Raw genomic sequence first — 21,724 nt, forward strand, 5'->3', positions numbered from 1 at the left:
AAGGGCACGGATCTCAGCCAGCACGGTGTCAATGAGTTGAGCGCCGTCGCGCATGCTTTGAACACAAGGCCCCGCAAAACCCTCGGATGGAGAACACCTGCCGAAGCTCCAGACGAACTGCTCAAACTGAATATAATCGAATGTGTTGCGACGACCGGTTGAATCCGCCCAATATTTGTCGATCAAATACACAGAACGGTTGGCTGACGCGGGTCTGAAGTCAAATGTAGGAACAGCAGGGGACAGCCACTACTGTTCTCACGACTATCAGAAAATCCTGCGACAACACGGGTTCAGAGTGTCGATGAGCGGCAAAGGAAATTGTTATGATAACGCAGCTGTCGAGACCTTCTTTAAACCTATCAAGGCCGAGTTGATCTGGCGGAGGTCAGGGGAAACGCGGCGGCAGGCTGAGATGGCAATCTTCGAATACATCAACGGGTTCTATAATCCACGTCGACGCCATTCGGCACTAGGCTGGAAAAGCCCCGTCGCCTTGAACGGAAGGTGGCTTAAACGAGCACTTGGAGCGGCGCAAATACGCGACAGGTCCATTCCCTCATGTTCGTTTCCCGATGCTGCAAGCGTTATCCGTCAGGGGCGAGGTGACAAATCAACTTTACCGGTTCGCGACAAGTCTACTTTGCGTGTACAATAACATAAAACGATAATCTGTATTATGTAATAAAATAAGTTTTCAGTTTTACGATCCCGAACCTACATACGCTCGGAATAGCCATCGATATGCTTTACGTTGCTGCATGGCTACGACATGTTCTTCGAAGTATTTACATCCGCGGCCGGCACAACCTTACAGACCGATTGGAAATCACAATGCATCATGCGTCACGTCCGATTGTCTTCGACCTTGATGGGACGTTGATCGATAGCGCACCTGACATTCATGCCTGTGCGAACAAAGTACTGGATCAAAACAATCTTACGATACTTAGCCTGCCTCAGGTTCGCAGCTTCATCGGCGGAGGTGTTGAACTGTTGTGGTCCCGCATCATCGCTGCGCTTGGTATCGATGCAGAAAAGCGCCCCGACTTGATTGACGCCTTTATGGCCCATTATCATCAGGCGACCGAATTGACGGCTTTGTTCCCGGGTGTGATAGATGCGTTGAACCGCTTGGCTGATGACGGGCATCCCTTGGGCCTTTGTACCAACAAACCGATGCAACCAACCAAAGCAGCTTTGGCGCATTTCGGACTGGATGTGTTCATGTCAACGATCGTTGCGGGCGATACACTGCCGCAGATGAAGCCTGACCCTGCGCCCTTGCGATTTGCCTTGCAGCAGATGGGCGTCACCGGTTATCAACAACGCGCTTTGTACATCGGTGACAGCGAATTTGACGCCTATTGCGCAGCGGCGGTGCCGGTTCCGTTCCTGATCTATTCGGGTGGCTACCGGAATACTGCGGTTTCTGACCTGCCCCATTTACACGCGTTTGATCATTTCAATGAGCTGCCCGCGCTGGTCCGGGCTTCCGTTTCGCCTGATATTTGACCTGTTTCACGGCAGGTTTAGCGGCCTGTGCGCCCTATGACTTGACAAGGGCTGCGAAAATCCTGCACCTCGGCCATTGAAATTATTTGAAAGGGTCTTCCATGGATCTGCGTCAGCTAAGCGCCACACTTGCCGTTTCGCCGCAAATTCTGCCCGAAGATATACCGGCTTTGGCCGAAGCCGGTTTCAAGGTTCTGATCAACAACAGACCCGATGAAGAAGTCACCGCAGATATTGACCATGATGTAATGGCAGAGGCTGCGGCAAAGGCTGGCATGGCCTATCAGTATCTGCCCTTCCATCCGGGTCAAGTCACTCCGCAGCTGATTTCGGATTTTGCTACGGCGACTGCTGGTCAGGGTCCGGTAATTGCCTATTGCCGGTCTGGCAACCGGTGCACGGTTCTTTGGGCGCTGGCGCAAGCCGGTAAATTGCCCGAGGATGAGATCATGCAGGTCGCGGATAAAGCGGGCTATGATCTAAGTGGCGTGCGCCCGCTGATCACCTCGCTTGCCAGTCGCAAGGGGTAACGGGCACCCTGCCCTGATCAGACCGGCACGTCCAGTGCCCGTTTGACGTTGGCGGTCCATCCCAGCAGCCGTAAATCACCTGCCATGATGGCCGGGCGCTTCATGACACTGGGTTTTTCACCCATCATCCGAACCGGATCGGCTGCACGCTCCTCCTCTGACATGCCGCGCCATGTCAGGCTGGCACGATTGATGATTTTATCATTGAAATCAGAGACAAGAACCGCCCGTTCTTCCGCGGTTAACGGGTCTTGCGCGACGTCACGAAATTGCACATCCCAACCGTTTTCCTGCAAAGCGGTCTTGGCCTTCTGGCAGGTCGAGCATTTTAAAAGTCCGAACATTGTCAGTGTCTTTGTCATGATACCCCCGTTAGATGAATGGAACCAGCGGCACGCCGCAGGCTGAAACGGCAAGAACGGCGATCAGGGCAAGGATTGGTCGCATGAAATACATCCTTTGGATTGTTTTACGGCCAGTTATGCGGGGCGCTAGATAGGTCAGCAAGTCACAAATCGCTTTCGTCGCGGTGAAGCTTTTTATGCACCTGTCGCATCATCAGCCAGACGGCAAGGACCGCAACCGGTGTCAGGACAGCAACCAGCTGGGTTTCCTCTATGCCCAGCATTTCGGAAACCGGCGCCAAAGCATGCCCCAGCAATCCCACCGCGTAATAGCTGATGGCAACAACAGACAGACCCTCGACCGTATGTTGCAGCCGCAATTGCAAATCGGCGCGGCGGTCCATTCGCTTCATAATGTCCTGATTTTGCGCACTACGTTCAACATCCACGCGCGTCCGTAGCAATTCGGCAGCACGGGCGGCACGCTCCATCATTTTGGACAGGCGTTGTTCGGTCGATTTGATCGTCCGCATCGCAGGTTCATAGCGACGTCGCATGAATTCCGTCATCATCTGACGGTCTTGAAAGCGTGTTTCGCGCAAAGCGTCGATCCGGTCGCTGACGATGGCCTGATAGGCCCCTGTCGCGCCAAAACGGAACGAATGCTGGACGGCCTCTGTCTCTAACTGGGTCGAGACGGTCAGCAGATCATGCAACATCTGTTCCGCCGGCCTGTCGTCATCGGTCATTGATTCCAGAATAGCGGTTAACCGCGGTTCCAGTTCATTCAACCGCTGACCCAGCCCCCGCGCGCGGCCCAGCCCCAGCATCGACATTGCACGATATGTTTCCAGCTCGACCAGCCGGTGCACCAGCCGCCCGATACGTGCTTCTGTCGTTCCGGGCCGGACGAATACCGCAAAGCGCATCAAGCCGGCATCATCAATGCGGAAATCGCCCGCCACCATCGCTGCCTGATCCAGCACCCAGATGGCTGCAAGACTGTCATTGGCAAACCAGCCCGAAATGCTGTCCATGGCATCAGACGGGTCTTCCGGCAAAACATCGACCTGTACTAGTACAGCCGCCACCCGCTTTCCGGGCGCTTTATCTTGCCATTCGTTCGAAAATATTGCGGCAGCCGAAGGATCGAATGGCCGGATCGGAAGGCCAGGCGTCATGGCCATATAGGTCACGAATTCGGTATGACTTTCCCACTTCAGGTCATGGCGGCCCAATTGTCCCTGATAATGGCTGTCGTCAGGATCAGGGCGCGGGCCGCCATGCCGTGCCACAAGCGTAGCCAGATGCGCCGCATCCTGACTGTAATCCCGATTAGCGGCATCCTTGGGTTCCTTGAACGCCACAAATGCCGCCGTCGAGGGAACGGTCATGCGCGGCGACGGGCGGGCGTGCAATTCGTTGACCAGCTCAAATCTTAGCGGGTGTTCTCGTGCCGGATCCACGCCATTCTCCTGTCAGGGTCGTTTGTTCAGGACCACATATAACAGCCCGCCAAGGAATGCACCGATCAGCCAGCCAAAACCTGCCAGTGATTGCAACGCAGGCAGCCAGACGGTACCGACCGAAAACAGTGCAGCGATGGCTAAGGCTATGATTGCGCTGCGATTCCAACCGTTCTGATAGTAATAACGACCGGTCGGTGCTTCGGAAAACAGCGCATCCATGTCCAGTTCACGTTTTTGAACCAGATAGTAATCTGCGATCAGAATGCCATACAGCGGTGCCAGCAACGCGCCGACGGTCTCCACGAACCCCGCAATTCCGATGGCCGAAATGAATGCCACCCAAAGTGCACCGATGAAAAACGCAATACCTGCCGCGATCAGGCCGCCGGCTTTCGCATTGATCCGCGCGGGGGACATATTGGCGATATCATAAGCGGCTGGAATGAAATTCGCGACCAGATTGATCCCGACAGTTGCCGCAAAGAACGTGACCGCTGCGATCAGGGTCAGTGCGATGTTATCAACACGGGCCACAATTTCGGTGGGATCGGTCAGGCGTTCGCCATACAGCACCACCGCACCCGCTGTGATAAATAAAGCGATCAGCGAAAAGAAAGCCATTGAAATCGGCAGGCCCCAAAGGTTGCCCGCCCGCATCTGACCTTCGGTTTTCACAAAGCGTGAAAAATCGCCGAAGTTGATGACCACTGCGGCGAAATAGGCGACCATCACCCCGACAACGGCAACGAAACCTGACAAGGTACCACCGGTATCACCTGTGTCGCCTTGAAAAATCACACCAATCTCGGACCAGATGCCATTGCCCGCCTTATACCAGATCATCAGCGCCAGCGTGATCATAACGGCATAAACGAAAGGTCCGGCCCAGTTCAGGAAACGTCCGACCCATTCGATCCCCATCAGGAACAAGCCGATCTGGAAAGCCGCCACGATCAGATAGGCAATCCAATCGACACCTGCCATACCAAGAAACGTTCCTGCCCCGTCTTCGGCAAGAACCTCGATCCCGAAGATCGCGCGCAGTGCCAAGGCAACGGCGGTCGATGCGAAATAGGTTTGAACGCCATACCAGAAGATCCCGACGATCCCCCGTGCCAATGCCGGAAACCGCGCCCCATGCACCCCCATCGAAGCACGTGCCATGACCGCATAGGGGATGCCGTATCTGACCGACGGACGTCCGGACAGGTTCACCAGAAACATGACAATGAATCCTGCCAGCACGATGGCCGCAAAGGTCAGCCAGCCGTTCAGCCCATATGTCAGGAACAGTGATGCCGCCAGCGTATATCCGAACAGGCTTTGGATATCGTTGTTCCAGACGTTGAAAACTTCGAACGCGCCCCATTGGCGTTTCTCGACCGGGATCGGTGCCAGATCCTCGTTGTATAACGAAGAGTTTGGTGGACTGTCCGAATGTATAACCATGGCTGCTATCCCGCTTTTCTGGTTCCAGTCGCGGGTATGACACTGTGCGACACCCGAATGAGGCAAGCACATTCACGTGTTTTCTTCCAAAGAAACGGAAGAAACTGAATTTTCAATTTATGGAAAATGGGCTGCCTTTTTCAGACGCAGCAATAGAAAAAGGGCGGCGTCTTTATGACGCCGCCCGATATTTCAGTCAACCAGAGGAAGCAGCTTGTTGATGCTGTCCTTGGCATCGCCATAGAACATCCGCGTGTTGTCCTTGAAGAACAGCGGATTCTCGATGCCGGAATAGCCGGTGCCTTGGCCGCGCTTACTGACGAAAACCTGCTTGGCTTTCCAGACCTCCAGAACCGGCATCCCCGCGATGGGGCTGTTCGGATCGTCTTGGGCTGCAGGGTTTACAATGTCGTTGCTGCCGATGATGATCACGACATCCGTGGTCGGGAAGTCGTCGTTGATCTCGTCCATCTCAAGCACGATGTCATAAGGCACTTTGGCTTCAGCCAGCAGCACGTTCATATGGCCCGGCAAACGACCCGCAACGGGGTGGATCGCAAAGCGCACATTCTTGCCTGCTGCGCGCAGTTTACGGGTCAACTCGCTAACCGCGCCCTGTGCCTGTGCAACTGCCATACCGTAACCCGGCACAATAACGACGCTGTCTGCATCATTCAGTGCGCCCGCCACACCATCGGCGTCGATGGCAATCTGTTCGCCTTCGATTTCCGCCGCAGGTCCGGTGGTGCCACCAAAGCCGCCCAAAATCACGCTGACAAAGTTCCGGTTCATCGCTTTGCACATGATATAGGACAGGATCGCGCCCGACGAACCGACCAGCGCACCAGTGACGATCAGCAAGTCATTGCCAAGCGTGAAACCGATCGAGGCAGCAGCCCAACCCGAATAGCTGTTCAGCATCGACACAACGACCGGCATATCCGCGCCGCCGATGCCCATGATCAGGTGATAGCCGATAAAGAAGGCCAGCAACGTGACCAAGACCAGCCAGAAGACGCCCGATCCGATACCCGTAAAGTACAGGATACCGAACAGAACTGCCAAAGCCAGCGCACCAGCGTTCAACATGTGACCGCCCGGCAGCTTGTTCGGTTTGCCGTCAACGCGACCTGCCAGTTTGCCAAAGGCCACGACCGAACCGGTGAAGGTCACGGCACCGATAAAGATGCCAAGGAACACCTCGATCTTCAGCATAGCAATTTCGGCGGGGGTCTTATGGGCCAGAATGGCGGCAAAGCCGTGCATGACCTCTTCTATGCCCTCGGCGCGCAAACGCATAACGCGGGCCAGTTCGATCTGAGCGTTAAAGCCGACAAAGACGGCAGCCAAACCGACAAGGCTGTGCATGGCCGCAACCAGCTGCGGCATTTCGGTCATCTGGACGCGCTTGGCGACAATCCAGCCGATGGTGCCGCCGATGGCGATCATGACCAGCGATAGCAACCAGTTGCCAGCACCGGGTCCGAACAGCGTGGCCAGCACGGCCAATGCCATGCCCGCAATGCCGTACCAGATGGCGCGCTTGGCGCTTTCCTGTCCCGACAACCCGCCCAAAGACAGGATGAACAGGACCGAGGCGACCACATAGGCCGCGGTGGTGAATCCGTATTCCATCACCCTCTCCTTATGACTTCTGGAACATGGCAAGCATGCGCCGCGTGACCATGAAACCACCAAAGATGTTGATGCTTGCCATCAGCACGGCCAACGCGCCCAGCAGAACAACCCACCACGAACCGGAACCGATCTGCATCAGGGCACCCAGAATGATGATCGAGCTGATCGCATTCGTGATGGCCATCAGCGGCGTATGCAGCGAATGGGCGACGTTCCAGATGACGCGGAAGCCGATAAAGCAGGCCAGCACGAAGACGATGAAGTGCGACATGAAGCTGACCGGCGCAACAAGGCCGATCAACAGCAGCAGCAAACCACCACCGGCAAGAATGCCGACCTGTTTCTTGGTATCGGCCTTGAAAGCAGCAGCCTCGGCGGCGCGGCGTTCCTCGGCGGTCAGAACCTTGGCTTTTTCTTTGGGCTTTTGCGCGGCAATCGCAGCAACTTTTGGCGGGGGGGGCGGCCATGTCACGTCGTGGTCATGGACGACAGTGGCCCCGCGAATGACGTCATCTTCCATATTATGGTCGATCACGCCATCTTTCTTAGGCGTCAGGTCCGCAATAAAGTGACGGACGTTGTTGCCATAAAGCTCGGAGGCTTGGGCACCCATGCGCGATGGGAAATCGGTATAGCCGACAACCACCACGCCATTGTCGGACACGATGCGTTCATCCATGACCGTCAGTTCGCAATTACCACCCTTTTCGGCGGCCAGATCGACGATCACGCTGCCCGGCTTCATGGCGGCAACCATGTCAGCGGTCCACAGCACGGGCGCATCGCGCCCCGGGATCAGCGCCGTGGTGATGACGATGTCCATCTGGGGTGCCAGTTCACGGAACTTGGCCAACTGCTTTTCGCGGAATTCGGGGCTGGAGGGCGCCGCATAGCCACCCGTTGCCGCACCATCGGCGGTCGGCTGGTCGAATTCCAGATAGACGAATTCGGCGCCCATGGATTCGATCTGCTCGGACACTTCAGGCCGGACGTCAAAGGCATAGACCTGCGCCCCAAGACTGACCGAGGTGCCGATGGCGGCCAGACCTGCAACACCCGCACCCACAACCAGAACCTTGGCGGGTGGAACCTTGCCTGCTGCCGTGACCTGACCGGTGAAGAAGCGGCCAAAGTTGTTCGCCGCCTCGATCACCGAACGGTAACCGGCAATGTTGGCCATGGACGACAGTGCGTCCATTTTCTGCGCACGGCTAATGCGGGGCACCATATCCATGGCAATTGCCGTGACGCCCTGATCTTTGGCTTTTGCCAGCAATTCAGCGTTCTGCGCTGGATAGAAAAACGAGATGACGGTCTGTCCCTCGCGCATCTGGTCGATTTCGGCTTCCGATGGCTGACGGACTTTCGCCACGACATCGACAGCGCCGATCAGCTCGGCCGATGAGGCACAGACCGTGACATTGGCCTTGGTGTAATCTTCGTCGGAAAAACCGGCACCAATGCCGGCACCGGTCTGGATAAAAACCTCATGCCCCAGCTTGCCAAGATGCCCGGCCGAGGCCGGAGTGATCGCCACCCTCGCCTCTCCGGGATGGTTATCTTTAAGTGCGCCAATCTTCATGGCCAAATATGCCCCCCGCCTTGTTGATTTCGCAGTCGTCGAATTCATAGCATCACGAAATTATATTTCACAAGTCTGTGTGAATTAGACGCCAGTCATTCAAAATGCGTTTTTACGATATCATTATTCAGGATACTAGTATCCCAATTGATTAGTTTTCCATAAAAAAGCCCGGACACGTTATGTGTCCGGGCAATTGGCTGGCTTTTATCCGGTAAGGATCAATTTGCCGGGGTCGTCGTCGTTTCGGTTTCTGCATCGGTCGCAGCTTCGGGGGTGACCGCAGGCTCTTCCTCGATGGTGATGGCATCATCTAGGGCGTCTGCAGCATCCTGCGCGGCAGCAGCGGCTGCGTCTGCAGCTTCGGAGGCGGTTTCGCCTGCTTCGTTCATAGCATCATCAACAGCATTGCCCGTTGCTTCAGCGGCGCTATCGGCAGCTTCGGCAGCACTATCTGCCGCGTCCGATGCGGCAGCGGCGGCATCTTCGGTTGCAGTGTCGGCAGTGCTTTCCGCGTTGTCAGCGGCTGTATCGGCAGCAGCAGCGGCATCCTCAGCAGCGGCTTCCGCGTCGGCGGCAGCATTGTCAGCCTCGACCTCGGCTTCGACGGCTGCCTCATCTGCGGCTTCCTCGGCAGCAGGCTCGACTACAACTGCGGGGGCCTCCGGCTCGGTCGGGTCGGCGTTTTCGGTGGTGGTCACCGTGGTGGTGTCACCATCAACTGCAACCGTATCGTCGGTCATAAAACGCTGTAGCACGAAATAGGCCAATGCCAGTGCCAGAAGAACGCCGATGATCAGCGGCAGCGCGGATGATTTACGCTCGACCGGTTCGACATAGGTTTCCTTATGATCCGTGGCGCCGGGCTGGGGACGGTTCGGATCGTTGGGATCATAGCTCATAGTGGCCTCCAATTCATGCTGTCTAAAGACAGGGTTAGGTCGCGAAGCTGTGCGGCAGAGAAACCGGTGTGTCAATCGTTCTGCCGGATCACCCGGCTTGCGACCCGGCTTTCAGGCGATTAACACCGTCTCAACGCAAGGGTTCCGCTTTTGCCTCATTTTTAGGAAAGGTCGCTATAAATGTCCTTGACCCCGACCCAGCCGGTCCAGCTTCTTTCGGACTATTCCCCCTATCCGTTTGTCCTGTCCCAGACACGTCTGGATTTCACGCTGTCCCCGCGTGGCACACGCGTTGTGACAGAACTGGACCTTGCAGCACGTAACCAGATCACCGATCTGGTGCTGGATGGCGGCAAGGGACTGACGCTGGAATCGCTGGCGATCAACGGAACGACCCTTGATGCGGCCCATGTATCGCGCGATGACGAAACGCTGACCATCGCCGCCGCCGCCCTGCCCCAAGGTGGATTCACCCTGCAGACACAGGTTCTGATCGACCCTGCCGATAATACGGCCTTCGAAGGCCTGTATCAGTCCGGCGGCATCTTCTGCACCCAATGCGAGGCCGAGGGCTTTCGGCACATCACCTTCTATCCCGACCGTCCCGACGTGATGACCACCTTCCACGTTACGATCCGCAGCGATTTGCCTGTGCTGCTGTCGAACGGCAATCCGGTCAGTGCCGGTAACGGCGTTGCCGAATGGCACGACCCCTGGCCAAAACCCGCCTATCTGTTCGCATTGGTGGCTGGTGATTTGAAAGCCGTCAGCGACAGCTTTACCACCAAGTCTGGTCGCAAGGTCGATCTGAACGTCTGGGTGCGTCCGGGCGATCAGGATCGCGCAGGCTTTGCCATGGAGTCGCTGATCAAGTCGATGAAGTGGGACGAAGATGTCTATGGTCGTGAATACGATCTGGATGTTTTCAACATTGTTGCGGTTGATGATTTCAACATGGGGGCGATGGAAAACAAAGGGTTGAATATCTTCAACTCGAAGCTGGTGTTGGCCAGCCCTGAAACCGCGACCGATACCGATTATGAACGGATCGAAGCGGTCATTGCCCATGAATATTTCCACAACTGGACAGGCAACCGCATCACCTGCCGTGACTGGTTCCAGCTGTGCCTGAAAGAGGGGCTGACCGTGTTCCGCGACCAGTCTTTTACCGGTGACATGCGCAGCGCCGCTGTCAAGCGGATCGAAGATGTGCAAACCCTGCGCGCGCGCCAGTTCCGCGAAGATCAAGGCCCGCTGGCCCACCCGCCGCGCCCTGACCGGTACGAAGAAATCAATAACTTCTACACCGCCACCGTTTATGAAAAAGGTGCCGAGGTGATCGGCATGCTAAAGCGTCTGGTCGGTGATGCCGATTATGCCAAAGCGCTGGATCTGTATTTCGACCGCCATGACGGCGACGCCGCCACCATCGAAGACTGGTTGAAGGTGTTCGAGGATGCGACAGGTCGCGATCTGGCCCAGTTCGAGCGTTGGTACACCGACGCTGGCACACCGACCCTGAAAATGACCGAGGATTGGAACGACGGCACGCTGTCGCTGACCTTCACGCAATCAACGCCCGCGACCCCCGGCCAGCCCGATAAACCCGCGCGCGTGATCCCGATTGCGGTGGGTTTGATTGGCCCGAACGGGGACGAAGTTGCGGGAACGCAGGTTCTGGAAATGACCGAACCGACGCAAAGCTTTACCTTCGACGGGCTTGCCACGCGTCCCGTAGTCTCCGCCCTTCGCGGTTTTTCGGCGCCCGTCATGCTGGACCGTCAGATGGATAATGCAACCCGCGCCTTTCTGTTCGCCCATGACACCGACCCATTTGCGCGCTGGGAAGCGGGGCGCGAACTAGCGATGTCCGCGTTGGTTGATCTGGCACAGGGCCGCGATGCCGGTGCGGGATATGTGCATGCCATTGGTGCACTTCTTTCCGATGGCACGGCTGACGCGGCCTTCCGCGCCCTTTGCCTTGCTTTGCCAAGCGAAGACAGCATCGCCACACGTCTGGCCGCGCTGGGCATTACACCTGATCCGGACGCGATCCATGCAGCACGTTCGGGTCTGGCCCTGCGCGTGGCCGAAACGCATCAGGACCTATTGGCATCCCTGTTCGACCGGACAGAGGTGACAGGCCCCTATTCCCCCGACGCTGCTTCCGCGGCATGCCGGTCCTTGCGTATCGCCGCGCTGGGCCTTCTGGCACGGATCGATGGCGGCCAACGCGCCAAGGTTCTGTTCGGCACTGCCTCTAACATGACCGAACGCATGGCCGCTTTGGCGATTCTGCTGCGTTTGGGCAAAGGTTCAGCCGAACTTCAGGCTCTGTATGACGAATTCGGCGGAAATCGGCTGGTCATGGACAAGTGGTTCAGCATCCAGCCGATGGCCGCCCGGCCGGAGGATGCGGTCCGCATTGCCGAACAGTTGGCACAGCGCGATGACTTTGACTGGAAAAACCCCAACCGTTTCAGATCGTTGCTGGGGGGACTTGCAGCAAACCATGCAGGGTTCCACGCGGCGGATGGATCGGGTTACCAGTTCACCGCTGACTGGTTGATCCGCATGGATGCCGTCAATCCGCAGATTGCCGCACGCATGTCGACGGCCTTTGAAACATGGTCGCGCTATGATGACAGTCGTAAGACACATGCACTTAATGCATTGGAACGTATTGCAGGTTTGGCGGGTTTGAGCCGTAATACGCGTGAAATGGTCTCGCGGATGATTGCGGTAGGAACATAAAACCTGCCCGCACGCAGGAGGGGAATGATGGTCAGGACGGATACCACCACCGAAAGGTCGCGCGCCGAGATGCGCGCGCGACTGGACCCCTTGATCGCGGAACGCGCGCCTTGGCTTTATTCGGGAAAGCTGCACCACCGTTTGGCCAAAGCGGCAATGATGGGCCTGCTGCACTATCCGCGCACCATTGATCTGGGGGCCGAGTTCCGCGACCTGCCCACCCCCGAGATCATGCGTAGAATGAGCGACCTGATCGTCCATGACCTGCAGGTTGACGGATTGGAACATATCCCCGCGACCGGTCCCGCCCTGATTGTTGCCAACCACCCGACCGGCATCGCAGATGGGATTTTTCTGAACGCCCTTGTGTCGCAGTTGCGCGATGACCTGTTCATCTATGCCAATCACGACATGATCCGCGTGCTGCCCCAAACGATAGAGATGATTGCCCCTGTTGAATGGCGTCCAGAAAAGCGCAGCCATGCCAAAACCCGCGCGACAATGGATTATACCCGTGACGCGATCGAGGCGGGGCGCATCGGCCTGATTTTCCCCTCGGGTCGTCTTGCCAAGCGACGTGGTCTGACGCTGCATGAACGCCCGTGGATGGCCAGTGCGGCGATGATTGCCCGCAAGTTCGATGTGCCGATCATTCCGCTGCGGATACGCGCCAGAAATTCACCGCTGTTCTATCTGCTGGATGCAATCCACCCGACCTTGCGGGATGTCACGCTGTTCAACGAGGTTCTGAACAAGACCGACCACCCCTATCGTGTCACCGTCGGCAAACCCGTCCAACCCGCCGATCTGCCCCGCAGCAGCGAAGAGGCCATCGCTGTCTTGCGCGACCGCGTTCTGGACCTGCCTGCCCCAAGTACCGAATGTGCAAAACTGACCCGTGAACGCGGTGTCGCTCGTATATCACGCTCAAGAAGTCCGGTTGGCGGCTAGGGGGAATCCCCTAGACCGCCATATCGTCGCGGTGGACCAAAGCCGCACGGCCGGAATAACCAAGGATAGCCTCGATCTCGGCTGATTGATGGCCGGCAATCTGCGCTGCCTCCAGCGCGGTATAGCGTGTCAGACCGATGGCAAGATGCTGACCGGCTGGACCCGTAATCTGGACCGGATCGCCGCGGCCGAACGCCCCTTCGATTGCGATGATCCCCGCAGGTAGCAGTGATTTGCCGCGTGCCAAAGCGTCGGCGGCACCCTGATCGACAATCAGCGCGCCCTTGGACTTCATCGCCGCAATCCAGCGTTTGCGGGCAATCTGGGGATCAGCTTCGGCAAGAAACCAGCTGCAGCGCGCACCATCAGCTACTGCCGATAATGGCCGCAAGACCGACCCTTCGGCAATTGCCATCGCGCAGCCACCGGCCACGGCGGTGCGTGCGGCCATAACCTTGGTTTTCATGCCGCCTTTTGATAGGCCCGAAACCGGATCACCACCCATCGCCTCGATCTGCGGCGTAATTGTATCGATCACCGGCAGATGTCGCGCATCAGGGTCGGTTTTCGGGTTCGATGTATAAAGTCCGTCCACATCCGACAGCAACAACAGCTGATCCGCGCCGCAGGTCACGGCAATCTGGGCGGCCAGGCGGTCATTGTCGCCAAAGCGGATTTCATCGGTGGCCACCGTGTCGTTTTCATTCACAATCGGTACAACGCCAAGTGACAGCAATGTCTGCATGGTCGCGCGACTGTTCAGATAGCGACGCCGATCCGCACTGTCTTCCAGCGTCAGAAGCACTTGTGCGGTGGTGACACCATGCGGGGCCAAGGCCTGTTCATAAGCACGCGCCAGACGGATCTGGCCGACAGCAGCGGCAGCCTGCGCCTGTTCCAAGGGCAAAGGCCCATCGGTAAGGCCCAGCACCCGCCGCCCCAAGGCGATCGACCCTGACGACACCAGCACCACATCGCAGCCCATGGCACGCCATTTTGCGACATCATCGCATAAGGCCCGCAGCCATTCACCACGCAGCCCGTCCGGTCCGACCAGCAATGCCGATCCGACCTTGACGACCAAGCGGCGTGCCGCATCCAGTTGCGGTGCGATCAGGGACGCCACGGGGCTTCTTCTTCACCCTCAGCCAGTTTGGGCGCACGGGACGGGGCGATTTCCGTCCACAGCGACCGCAGCACCTCGGTCACGCCGGTGCGCGACACGCCCGACATCAGCATCACCGGTTGACCCAGTTCAGCCTCCAGCGCGGCGCGGCGTTCGGCCAGCGTTTCATCATCCAATGCGTCGATCTTGTTCAAGGCCGTCACGCGCGGCTTTTCCATCAGAACCGGCGAATAGGCCTCCAGCTCGTTCAGGATGGTGCGGGCATCACCAGCGACATCTTCGGATGTGCCATCCACCAGATGCAGCAGGACCGAGCAGCGTTCGATATGGCCAAGGAAACGGTCGCCAATACCACGGCCTTCATGCGCGCCTTCGATCAGGCCCGGAATATCGGCCATCACGAATTCCTGACTGTCGATGCCCACAACACCCAGATTTGGGTGCAGTGTGGTGAACGGATAATCGGCGATCTTGGGACGTGCGTTGGACACCGCCGCAAGGAAGGTCGATTTTCCGGCATTCGGCAGGCCAACCAGACCGCTGTCGGCGATCAGCTTAAGACGTAGCCAGATGGTGCGTTCCACCCCCGGCAGGCCCGGATTTGCGGTGCGCGGTGACCGGTTGGTCGCGGATTTGAAATGCAGGTTGCCCCAACCGCCATTGCCACCCTTGGCAAGAACAACGCGCTGACCAACCTCGGTCAGGTCGGCAATAACGGTTTCTTCGTCTTCGTCCAGAATTTCCGTGCCGACGGGCAGGCGCAGAACGATGTCGTCGCCGGAACGGCCTGTCATCTGGCTGCCCATGCCGTGCTGGCCGGACTTGGCAAAAAAGTGCTGTTGATAGCGGAAATCGATCAGGGTGTTCAGACCCTCGACGGTTTCGACGATGACGTTACCACCACGGCCGCCATCGCCGCCGTCGGGTCCGCCATATTCGATAAATTTTTCACGCCGGAACGATACGCAGCCCGCTCCGCCGCCGCCCGAACGGATATAGACTTTTGCGAGGTCAAGAAATTTCATGGACACGGCTCCTTTTGCGGACTGCCGATACGCGTTTGACGGCAATGGTGCAAGGGTTACGGGCTGGCAATACACGGGTTCGACCTTATGTAACGATCAAAGGAGACCCCAATGATCCGTTTTGACAACAGCTATGCCCGCATGCCCCAAGGTTTTTTTGCGCGTGTGTCGCCCTCTCCGGTCAGGTCGCCTGATCTTTTGGCGTTCAATGATGCATTGGCGGAACGGCTGGGTCTTGACGGTCAGGCGCTGCGTCAGGGCGATGGCGTGTCGATACTGGCCGGAAACGCGGTGCCGGACGGGGCTGATCCGATCGCCCAAGCCTATGCGGGCCACCAGTTCGGCGGTTTTGTTCCCCAGCTGGGCGATGGCCGCGCGGTCCTGCTGGGCGAGGTTGTGGCCCCCGATGGCACACGTTTCGATTTGCAACTGAAAGGCAGCGGCCCGACGCCGTTTTCGCGCAATGGCGACGGGCGTGCATGGATGGGTCCGGTGCTGCGCGAATATCTGGTCAGCGAATTCATGGCGGCGATGAATGTCCCGACCACCCGTGCGTTGGCGGCGGTGAAGACCGGTGATACCGTCTGGCGGCAGGAAGGCGGGTTGCCCGGTGCGGTGCTGACCCGCGTGGCCGCCAGCCATATCCGCGTCGGGACCTTCCAGTATTTCGCTGTCCGTGACCGCCCCGAGGCATTGGCCTCCCTGACCGATTATGTGATCCAGCGCCACTATCCCGATGCGACCGGTCCACTGGATCTGTTGAACAAGGTGGTCGAACGGCAGGCAGATACCATCGCGGACTGGATGTCGCTTGGCTTTATCCACGGGGTGATGAACACCGACAATATGGCAATTTCGGGGGAAACCATTGATTACGGTCCCTGTGCATTTATGGATGTCTATCATCCGGATACGGTGTTTTCCTCGATTGACCAGAACGGGCGCTATGCATGGGCGCAGCAGCCGCAGGTGGCTGTCTGGAATCTGGCGCAATTCGCCACCTGCCTGATCCCGCTGATGGGCGATCAGGATCAGGCGGTCGAGGATGCGACGCGCGTCGTCCACAGCTTCGGCCCTCTATATCAGGCCGCATGGCAAAAGCGCTTCGGGGCCAAACTGGGCATCGAAGGCGCGCCGAACCAAACCTTGATCGAGCGTCTGCTGACGATGATGGCCGAACAGCGCGCCGATTTCACGCGCGTCTTTGACGGGCTGAACAATGGCACCGCCCGTGATGAATTCACCCAGCGTGATGTTTTCGACGCCTGGCACCGCGAATGGCAGGCCCTGTCGCCGGATCTGGCGGCGATGAAACTGGTCAATCCGGTTCGCATTCCGCGCAACCATCGGGTCGCAGATGCCATCGCCTCGGCTGTGGCGGGGGATATGGGGCCGTTTGATCGGCTGTTCGATGCGGTCACACACCCCTATCGGCAGCGTGACGATTGGGATGATCTGTCCCATGCCCCCCTGCAATCCGAGGTGGTGCGGGCAACGTTCTGCGGCACATAAAGGGCTTGCGGTCAGGATCGGGACGATGATGATCTGCCGGAACGGATGTGGGGCGCTATGCTGAAACTGGCCAGCTATAATCTGCATAAATGCCGGGGGCTGACCGGTCCCCATGCACCGATGCGCAATCTGGCGGTCATCCGCGCGCTGGACCCTGACATCATTGCCCTGCAAGAGGTCGACTTCCGGCTGGGCGCAAGGCTGGAGGCCCTGCCCCGCAAACTGATCATGTCCGAAACTGGTCTGGTTCCGGCGGATATCTTCGGCACATCGGACAGCAGTCTGGGGTGGCATGGGCAGACCATCCTGATGCGCCCGCATCTTGCGGAACAGGCCAGCCTGCGCCGCCTGCCTCTGCCCGGCATCGAACCCCGCGGCGCAGTCGCCCTGCGTCTGCCCCATCTAACCATCATCGGTATACATCTGGGGCTGGCGCGATCGTCGCGCCGTGCCCAGCTGGCCCGTCTGACGGCGCAAGCCGCCCGTATCGGATCGGATCATGTGGTGATGATGGGCGATTTCAACGAATGGCGCGACGAACGCGGGCTTGAATCGCTGGCGGGCTTCAAAGTGGTCACACCCGGCCCCTCGTACCCCGCGCCGATGCCACGGCTGCGCTTTGATCGTATCGCTATGTCCAGCAATCTGGAATTACTGGAAACCGGTGTTTTTCACGGCGCCGGTGCGCGCGATGCCTCGGATCATCTGCCGATCTGGGCACGGATCGCCATGCCTTGAAAAATTGCGACTTTCGGACGCAGCTTTTGGCTTGTATGTAAGCGCTAACGTAGATCAACGGAGAGTCCTTATGACTGCCATTATCGACATTTATGCCCGCGAAATCCTTGACAGCCGTGGCAACCCCACGGTCGAAGTCGATGTGACGCTGGAAGACGGCACCATGGGCCGCGCGGCTGTTCCTTCGGGCGCATCCACCGGCGCACATGAGGCCGTCGAAAAGCGTGATGGCGACAAGTCGCGCTATATGGGCAAGGGCGTTCTGGAAGCCGTCGCCGCCGTGAACGGTGAAATTGCCGAAAACCTGATCGGCGAAGATGCGACCGAACAGCGCGCCATCGACATGATGATGATCGAACTGGACGGCACCCCGAACAAAGGCCGTCTGGGCGCGAATGCGATTCTGGGCGTATCGATGGCTGTGGCAAAAGCCGCAGCCGAGGCGACCTCGCAGCCGTTGTTCCGCTATATCGGTGGCACCTCGGCCCATATTCTGCCCGTGCCGATGATGAACATCATCAACGGCGGCGAACATGCTGACAACCCTATCGACATTCAGGAATTCATGATCATGCCGGTCAGCGCGGAAAATATCCGTGACGCCGTACGCATGGGTTCGGAAATCTTCCACACGCTGAAGAAAGAGCTTTCGGCGGCGGGCCTGTCGACCGGTATCGGCGACGAAGGCGGCTTTGCCCCGAACCTGTCCAGCAGCCGCGACGCTTTGGATTTCATTCTGAAAGCCGTTGAAAAAGCGGGCTACAAGCCCGGCGACGACATCATGCTGGCGCTGGATTGCGCCTCGACCGAGTATTTCCGCGATGGCAAATACGAGATGAAGGGCGAAGGCAAATCGCTGACGCCTGCTGAAAACGTCGAATATCTGGCCGCCCTTTGCGACGACTATCCGATCCTGTCGATCGAAGACGGTTGCGCCGAAGACGACTGGGATGGCTGGAAGCTGCTGACCGACCGTCTGGGCGACAAGATCCAGCTGGTTGGCGACGATCTGTTCGTGACCAACCCGACCCGTCTGGCTGACGGCATTGCCAAAGGCTGCGCAAACAGCCTGCTGGTCAAGGTGAACCAGATCGGCACACTGTCCGAAACGCTGGACGCTGTTCGTATGGCCGACCGCGCCGGTTTCACCAGCGTCATGTCGCACCGTTCGGGCGAAACCGAAGATGCGACCATTGCCGATCTGGCTGTCGCCACCAACTGCGGTCAGATCAAGACCGGCAGCCTGGCACGTTCGGACCGTTTGGCGAAATACAACCAGCTGATCCGTATCGAGGAAATGCTGGGCGCGACCGCCGTCTACGCGGGCCGCAGCATCCTGCGCTAAGCAATATCAGTCGGGGCCGACCAACGGCCCCGACCTTGCCATATCACCCAAGGAACGCAATGCTTCGGACAGCTTGTCCTTTGGCATTCTGCCGTTCAGGGCAATCCGCACCCCCTCGATCCTGATGTCGGTACCGTCGGTTACAAAATCGCCAGAGGGACGGACGATAATGCCCGAAGCCGCTGCGCGGGTCACGAAGTCCTGCGATTTCCACGGCTTTGGCAGGGCCAGCCAGATCATCGGCACACCAGATTTGCTGACGATTTCCAGCCCTTCCAGATGATGCAGGGCAAGTTCGCGGCGATCCTCGACCAGTTGATGGACATTCCTTGCAATTCGACGCGCATCACCAGATGCGATCAGGCGTGTGACCAGACCCGTGATCGGCAGTGACAACCCCATATGACTGTGCTGCGCCGCAATCCGTCCGGTCTGGCCCATTTCGGGCGGGCAAACCAGAATGCCAAAACGCAGACCCGCCGCGATGATCTTGGACAGGCTGGTGACATGCCATACCCGTTCAGGCGCAAGCGCCCGCAGGCTGGGCGGCGCGTTTGCATCCGGACCGCTGGCAAAGCATTCATCCTCGATGATTTGCAGATCGTGGCGACGGGCGACCTTAATGATTTCTGCGCGGCGTTCCGGACCCATTCCTGCCAAAGTCGGGTTCTGGGCTGATGGCGTCAAGCAGACCAGTCGCGCCCCGCTGTTGCGGGCAGCACGGTCCAAAGCCTCGGGCAGCATTCCCTGATCATCCATTTCAACCGGCAGGGCATCGGCACGCATCATGCGTGCGGCCTGAATGACCCCGGGATAGATCAGCGATTCAATCAGCACCTTTGCAGGCTGGTCGACCAGACACAGCGACATCACCAGCATGATGGCATTCTGCCCGCCATGGGTCAGTACCAGATCATCGGCGGCCACATCACCAAGCGGTCTGACAGACAACCAGTCCAGCAATGTCTGCCGGCAATGTTTGTCACGGCTGAGCGGTGTGTAATCAAGCACATCCACGCCCAGTTCGGCACCCAGATCCGCCAAATGCTGCCCGATAATATCGGCCTGACCGCAATCGGGCAGCTGCGGAATGCGAAGATCGACCGGACCATCGGCGCTAAGCGGTTTGTCCAGACTTTCGTAAAGCAACGGCGCAGGCATCGGACGGCGCGGCTTCGGCGGGGCGATAAAACTTCCGCGACCGACATGGCTTTCGACCACACCTTCGGTTGCGGCCAGCTGATAGGCGCGGGCCACGGTTCCCGTTGTCACCTTCAACCGCCACGCCAGATCACGCATTGGTGGCAGACGCGTCCCCGGTGCCAGTTCTCCCGAACGGGCTGCAAGGCGCAATGCACTGGCCAACGCGCGGAATTTCGGACCCGAATGAAGGGACAGGTCAGGTTGCCAATCTTCGATCCGCATCTGGACCCCCCTATTTGCGCGTTACGCAAGCTAATACGTGAAAAACACCGGTACAATCATCGACTTGCGTGAAACAGCGGCCATCCGTCATCTTCTTGCGATTTTTAGGGGCAAACCGGGTCTTGGACACTCGACACACCACGAACTGCGGCTAAACTGTCTGCCATGCAGGGCGGGCTTACGTTGGGACAATACGCCCACCCGACCCGAGCGGAGGAGAAAGCATGAAAGATTCCAAGTCACTGGACCGCCGGTCCTTTCTGACCCGTGCGTCTGTTGGCGGTGCTGCCGCGGCTGCGGGCAGTGTTCTGGCGGCCCCCGCCATCGCGCAGGAGGCTGCCGATAAAGTCACATGGCGGTTGGCATCGTCCTTCCCCAAATCGCTGGACACGATCTTCGGCGGTGCCGATGAATTGTCACAACGTCTGGCCGAGGCGACCGATGGCCGCTTTACCATTCAGGTCTTTTCCGCCGGTGAAATCGTTCCCGCGCTGGATGCGATCAACGCAACGACCGAAGGCACGGTCGAATGTTCGCATTCGGTCGGCTATTACAACTGGGGCAAGGATCCTGCATTCGCATGCGGCGCCGACCTGCCGTTCACCTTCTCGGCGCGGTCGAAGGCGGCCTATAACTATCATGGCGGCGGGATCGAAATCTATAACGAGTTCCTGAAGGAATATAACCTTGTCGGTTATCCCGGCGGCAACACCGGCACCCAGATGGGCGGCTGGTACCGCAAAGAGGTGAACACCCTTGACGATATGAAGGGTCTGAAATTACGCATCGCCGGTCTGGCCGGTCGCGTGATGGAACGTCTGGGCGTTGTGCCCCAGCAGATCGGCGGCGGCGATATCTATCCCGCGCTGGAACGTGGCACCATCGATGCGGCTGAATTTGTCGGCCCCTATGATGACGCCAAGCTGGGCTTCCAGAAGGTCGCGCCCTATTATTATTACCCCGGTTTCTGGGAAGGCGGCCCGACGGTCCATTTCTTTGTGAACCAGGACGCATGGAATGCCCTGTCGGACGCAGACAAGTCGCTGTTCCGCACCGCCTCGCAAGCGGTCGACCAGAACATGCTGGCCGAATACGACATGAAAAACCCGACTGCTTTGAAAGAGCTGGTCGGTTCGGGCGCGCAACTGCGGTCTTTCAGCGAGGAAATCCTGAACGCGGCCTATGCCGCCTCGCAGGAGGTTTACGCAGAGCTGAGCGAAGAAAACGCAGCCTTCAAGAAGATGTACGAGGCGATGCAGGCATATCGCGACGATTGGTACCTGTATCAGCAGACGGCTGAATATACCTTCGACACCTTCATGATGATCAAGCAGCGCAACGGCGATCTGGCCCCGCAGGGCTGATCCCCGACAGCAGAAACGAAAAAGGGCCGGATGATAATCCGGCCCTTTTTGCGTT

The 21,724-nt window shown here is 58.3% G+C and carries 17 protein-coding genes and 2 pseudogenes; 10 read left to right on the plus strand and 9 right to left on the minus strand.

What is annotated here, in order from left to right:
- From DWB67_RS07500 to DWB67_RS07515, 4 genes and pseudogenes are all read left to right on the plus strand, one after another.
- Positions 1 to 162: pseudogene (locus tag DWB67_RS07500) on the plus strand (IS30 family transposase); the annotation flags it as partial.
- 82 nt (positions 163 to 244) lie between these two features.
- Positions 245 to 516, plus strand: a pseudogene (locus DWB67_RS07505) (integrase core domain-containing protein); the annotation flags it as partial.
- 228 nt (positions 517 to 744) lie between these two features.
- Positions 745 to 1,515 (plus strand): phosphoglycolate phosphatase, encoded by a 771-nt coding sequence (gene gph, locus DWB67_RS07510; protein ID WP_255418591.1) that lies wholly within the window; start codon positions 745 to 747, stop codon positions 1,513 to 1,515.
- 101 nt (positions 1,516 to 1,616) lie between these two features.
- Positions 1,617 to 2,045: a TIGR01244 family sulfur transferase gene (locus DWB67_RS07515; RefSeq protein ID WP_119806931.1), complete on the plus strand. Its 429-nt coding sequence runs from the start codon at positions 1,617 to 1,619 to the stop codon at positions 2,043 to 2,045.
- Between the two features lie 17 nt (positions 2,046 to 2,062).
- Here the strand turns inward: DWB67_RS07515 and DWB67_RS07520 are convergent, their stop codons facing one another.
- The 6 genes from DWB67_RS07520 to DWB67_RS07545 form a co-directional block, all read right to left on the minus strand.
- On the minus strand, positions 2,063 to 2,407 hold the full coding sequence (locus DWB67_RS07520) for an arsenate reductase family protein (protein WP_255418592.1): 345 nt from the start codon (positions 2,405 to 2,407) through the stop codon (positions 2,063 to 2,065).
- A gap of 146 nt (positions 2,408 to 2,553) precedes the next feature.
- Positions 2,554 to 3,855: a DUF3422 family protein gene (locus DWB67_RS07525; protein WP_119806933.1), complete on the minus strand. Its 1,302-nt coding sequence runs from the start codon at positions 3,853 to 3,855 to the stop codon at positions 2,554 to 2,556.
- Positions 3,856 to 3,867: 12 nt separating this feature from the next.
- Positions 3,868 to 5,307, minus strand: coding sequence for an NCS1 family nucleobase:cation symporter-1 (locus DWB67_RS07530; protein WP_119806934.1), 1,440 nt, complete (start codon positions 5,305 to 5,307; stop codon positions 3,868 to 3,870).
- A 192-nt stretch (positions 5,308 to 5,499) separates the two neighbouring features.
- Positions 5,500 to 6,942: an NAD(P)(+) transhydrogenase (Re/Si-specific) subunit beta gene (locus DWB67_RS07535; RefSeq protein WP_119806935.1), complete on the minus strand. Its 1,443-nt coding sequence runs from the start codon at positions 6,940 to 6,942 to the stop codon at positions 5,500 to 5,502.
- A gap of 10 nt (positions 6,943 to 6,952) precedes the next feature.
- Positions 6,953 to 8,527, minus strand: coding sequence for a Re/Si-specific NAD(P)(+) transhydrogenase subunit alpha (locus DWB67_RS07540; protein ID WP_119806936.1), 1,575 nt, complete (start codon positions 8,525 to 8,527; stop codon positions 6,953 to 6,955).
- Between the two features lie 221 nt (positions 8,528 to 8,748).
- Positions 8,749 to 9,429: a hypothetical protein gene (locus DWB67_RS07545; protein ID WP_119806937.1), complete on the minus strand. Its 681-nt coding sequence runs from the start codon at positions 9,427 to 9,429 to the stop codon at positions 8,749 to 8,751.
- A gap of 180 nt (positions 9,430 to 9,609) precedes the next feature.
- Between DWB67_RS07545 and pepN the strand changes: the two genes are divergently transcribed.
- The gene (pepN, locus tag DWB67_RS07550; RefSeq protein ID WP_119806938.1) at positions 9,610 to 12,183 is read left to right on the plus strand and encodes an aminopeptidase N; all 2,574 of its coding nucleotides are present in this window, start codon (positions 9,610 to 9,612) and stop codon (positions 12,181 to 12,183) included.
- Between the two features lie 27 nt (positions 12,184 to 12,210).
- Entirely contained in the window at positions 12,211 to 13,134 is a 924-nt protein-coding gene (locus DWB67_RS07555) for a 1-acyl-sn-glycerol-3-phosphate acyltransferase (protein ID WP_255418593.1), read from the plus strand.
- A gap of 10 nt (positions 13,135 to 13,144) precedes the next feature.
- Here the strand turns inward: DWB67_RS07555 and proB are convergent, their stop codons facing one another.
- Positions 13,145 to 14,260: a glutamate 5-kinase gene (gene proB, locus DWB67_RS07560; protein ID WP_119806939.1), complete on the minus strand. Its 1,116-nt coding sequence runs from the start codon at positions 14,258 to 14,260 to the stop codon at positions 13,145 to 13,147.
- The gene (obgE, locus tag DWB67_RS07565; protein ID WP_119806940.1) at positions 14,248 to 15,285 is read right to left on the minus strand and encodes a GTPase ObgE; all 1,038 of its coding nucleotides are present in this window, start codon (positions 15,283 to 15,285) and stop codon (positions 14,248 to 14,250) included. The genes proB and obgE overlap by 13 nt, the downstream gene beginning before the upstream one ends.
- 111 nt (positions 15,286 to 15,396) lie before the next feature.
- Here obgE and DWB67_RS07570 point away from each other — a divergent pair, with 111 nt between their 5' ends.
- The 3 genes from DWB67_RS07570 (at position 15,397) to eno (ending at position 18,880) form a co-directional block, all read left to right on the plus strand.
- Entirely contained in the window at positions 15,397 to 16,797 is a 1,401-nt protein-coding gene (locus DWB67_RS07570) for a YdiU family protein (RefSeq protein WP_119806941.1), read from the plus strand.
- A 57-nt stretch (positions 16,798 to 16,854) separates the two neighbouring features.
- On the plus strand, positions 16,855 to 17,535 hold the full coding sequence (locus DWB67_RS07575; protein ID WP_255418594.1) for an endonuclease/exonuclease/phosphatase family protein: 681 nt from the start codon (positions 16,855 to 16,857) through the stop codon (positions 17,533 to 17,535).
- Between the two features lie 70 nt (positions 17,536 to 17,605).
- Positions 17,606 to 18,880, plus strand: a complete 1,275-nt coding sequence (gene eno / locus DWB67_RS07580) for a phosphopyruvate hydratase (RefSeq protein ID WP_119806943.1) — start codon at positions 17,606 to 17,608, stop codon at positions 18,878 to 18,880.
- A 6-nt stretch (positions 18,881 to 18,886) separates the two neighbouring features.
- Here the strand turns inward: eno and DWB67_RS07585 are convergent, their stop codons facing one another.
- Positions 18,887 to 20,305 (minus strand): PLP-dependent aminotransferase family protein, encoded by a 1,419-nt coding sequence (locus DWB67_RS07585; protein WP_119806944.1) that lies wholly within the window; start codon positions 20,303 to 20,305, stop codon positions 18,887 to 18,889.
- Between the two features lie 242 nt (positions 20,306 to 20,547).
- Between DWB67_RS07585 and DWB67_RS07590 the strand changes: the two genes are divergently transcribed.
- Positions 20,548 to 21,669: a TRAP transporter substrate-binding protein gene (locus DWB67_RS07590; RefSeq protein WP_119807201.1), complete on the plus strand. Its 1,122-nt coding sequence runs from the start codon at positions 20,548 to 20,550 to the stop codon at positions 21,667 to 21,669.
- Positions 21,670 to 21,724: the final 55 nt, after the last annotated feature.

This window comes from Paracoccus sp. JM45, from assembly GCF_003590715.1.
In the GTDB taxonomy this organism is placed as follows: domain Bacteria; phylum Pseudomonadota; class Alphaproteobacteria; order Rhodobacterales; family Rhodobacteraceae; genus Paracoccus.